General features: G+C 66.5%; 2 protein-coding genes, 1 tRNA gene and 1 pseudogene. 3 read left to right on the top strand and 1 reads right to left on the bottom strand.

What is annotated here, in order from left to right:
* Window positions 1–181: pseudogene (locus AB0M52_RS33025) on the bottom strand (hypothetical protein); the annotation flags it as partial.
* A 72-nt stretch (window positions 182–253) separates the two neighbouring features.
* Between AB0M52_RS33025 and orn the strand changes: the two are divergent.
* The 3 genes from orn to AB0M52_RS33010 all read left to right on the top strand — a co-directional run bounded on the left by orn (window position 254) and on the right by AB0M52_RS33010 (window position 2,533).
* Complete coding sequence (gene orn / locus AB0M52_RS33020; protein ID WP_363961770.1) at window positions 254–844, top strand: oligoribonuclease; 591 nt, start codon at window positions 254–256, stop codon at window positions 842–844.
* Between the two features lie 93 nt (window positions 845–937).
* Window positions 938–1,013 (top strand) — tRNA-His (locus AB0M52_RS33015).
* A 317-nt stretch (window positions 1,014–1,330) separates the two neighbouring features.
* Window positions 1,331–2,533, top strand: a complete 1,203-nt coding sequence (locus AB0M52_RS33010) for a membrane dipeptidase (RefSeq protein ID WP_363961768.1) — start codon at window positions 1,331–1,333, stop codon at window positions 2,531–2,533.
* The last annotated feature ends 97 nt before the right edge of the window (window positions 2,534–2,630 follow it).

The raw sequence follows: 2,630 nt of genomic DNA, 5'->3' as shown, positions 1-2,630 counted from the left end.
TGCCGGCGGCCCACCAATCCATCGCCGACATGTAGATCTTCAGGTCGAAGAAGTCGTGCACGGTGTTCGGCAGGTAGAGCGCCGGCAGGACCGCCGCCAGCGCCAGCAGGCCCACCGCTCGCCGCGCCGTACGGCTACCGGGGTCGTCGACAGCGGAGGTTGTGGCGGGATCGGCGGGCACGGGAAGACCCTAGCGGTCAGTCGGGCCGGCGGCGCGCAGCCACGGTGCTTGGGCTGCGCGTAGGCTGTCCCGATGGCTGATCTTCTCGTCTGGATCGACTGTGAGATGACCGGGCTCGACCTCCGGGGCGACAAGCTGATCGAGGTCGCCGCACTGGTCACCGACCCCGATCTCAATGTGCTCGGAGACGGCGTGGACGTGGTGATCCACGCCGACGACGCGGCGCTGGACGCCATGCCGGAGATCGTCCGGACAATGCATGCCAAGTCGGGGCTGACAGACGAGGTACGCCGCTCCACGGTCACCCTGGCCGAGGCCGAGGACCTGGTGCTCGACTACGTCACCCGGCATGTCAAGGATCCCCGTACCGCCCCGCTGTGCGGCAACTCGATCGCCACCGACCGCGGGTTCATCGCCCGGGACATGCCCCGCCTCGACGCCCACCTGCACTACCGCATGATCGACGTCTCCTCGATCAAGGAACTGTGCCGCCGCTGGTATCCCCGGGTGTACTTCGGCCAGCCACAGAAGGGGCTGGCGCACCGGGCCCTGGCGGACATCCGGGAGAGCATCCGGGAGCTGGAGTACTACCGGCGCACCCTCTTCGTCCCGCTGCCCGGGCCCGACGTGGAGACCGCGAAGGCGATCGCGGCCGGGCTCTGAGAGCATCCGCCCCAACCCGCTGGACGCGGTCGGTCGTGGTGTGGGTATTATTTCCCCGCACCCGCCCGGGCGTTCGGCCGGCGCGGCGGCATGGTGGCTGTAGCTCAGTTGGCAGAGCACCGGGTTGTGGTCCCGGTTGTCGTGGGTTCAATTCCCATCAGTCACCCCAATACTCAGGCCCCCTCCACGGAGGGGGCCTGAATTGTCTTGGCCGACATCGGCCCAGGAATCGGCCGGGTGCCCAAGTGGTCTGACCACTGGGTTGGATGGTGTCGCCGCTGCGGCGTACCGCTGCTCCTCCGTTCGATCTATCCGGGCCTCGGGTGTTCGGGGTGAGTCGGTCCCGACCTGCGGGAATGTCCCCGTTCTCGGATAACGGTCATGTCACGAGGTGTTCCTAACCTGAGCGTCTCTCGGTACGTTGCGACGAGGCATGAGGTCGGACCTCATTCCTCATGCCTCTGATCTGACGAGGTGAGTTGACGAGTGCAGGAACCCGCCCCCCGCTACGCCGGATACCGGTCCTTCGACTACTTGACGCCGCACGCTGACTACAAGGTCTTCGAGCTGGCACCACAGCTCGGCCGGGTGCCCGGACACGACCTGGGCCTGAGCAGCGACCAACGCGCCCGGGTCGCCCGGCTGCTCCACGAACACATGGCCGTCTCGCTGCATGAGCACCCGAAGATCCTGCCGGCCGACGTGACGCAGCTGCGCGACTACAACCGCACCGGCCGCAATTCGTTCGGGTTCGAGGGCCTGGCCCGCTCCGGCCTGACCGCGGTCTTCGACAACTTCATGAACGGCACCGGCTGCGTGACCAGCGAGCACGCCTGGAAGTGGGACGACGTCGTCTACGACATCGGTCTGCGCTTCGCCGACATCGCCAAGCAGGACCACGTGGTGGTGGCGACCACGCTGGAACAGATCTTCGAGGCCAAGCGCAACGGCCAGATCGCCCTGGTGGCGGGTCTGGAAGCGGCCACGATGATCGAGAACGAGCTGGACCGGATCGACATCCTCTACGGCTTCGGCGTCCGCCAGATGGGCATCGCCTACAGCCAGGCGAACATGCTCGGATCCGGCCTCTCCGAGGACCGCGACGGTGGGCTGACCCACTTCGGTCGGCGCGCGGTGGACCGGATGAACAAGCTCGGTATCGCCATCGACATCTCGCACTCCGGCGATCAGACCTCGCTGGATGTGATCGAGGCCAGTCGGGTTCCGGTGTTCATCACCCACGCCGGTGCCCGTTCGGTCTGGAACACCCCTCGGATGAAGCCGGACGAGGTGATCCGGGCCTGCGCCGAGCGGGGTGGCGTGATCGGTATCGAGGCCGCTCCGCACACCACCCTCTCGGCGGGCCATCCGCACCATTCGATCGAGTCGGTGATGGACCACTTCACGTACTGCGTGGAGCTGGTCGGCATCGACCACGTGGCGTTCGGCCCGGACACCAACTTCGGTGACCACGTCGGGCTGCACGACAGCTTTACCCAGCACCTGGCGATCGGAAAGGCCCACGGGGTGGTCGACCACCCGCGGGTGGAGTACGTGAGCGGCATGGAGAACCCGGCGGAGTGCTTCAGCAACATCGTCGGGTGGCTCGTCACGCACGGTTACTCCGACGACGAGATCGCCAAGGTCATCGGCGGCAACATCATCCGGGTTCTTCAGGAGGTTTGGTGAAAAAGACAGTCAAGGGTCGGTGGCGGCTCGCTGTCGCGTTCGGCGTGGTGGCCACGCTGGGTGTCTCCGGCTGTGGTCTGAACGAGGACAACTCGTC

Source organism: Micromonospora sp. NPDC051296, assembly GCF_040682255.1.
Classification (GTDB): domain Bacteria; phylum Actinomycetota; class Actinomycetes; order Mycobacteriales; family Micromonosporaceae; genus Micromonospora; species Micromonospora craterilacus.
This window is presented reverse-complemented; position numbering and strand designations above follow the sequence as displayed.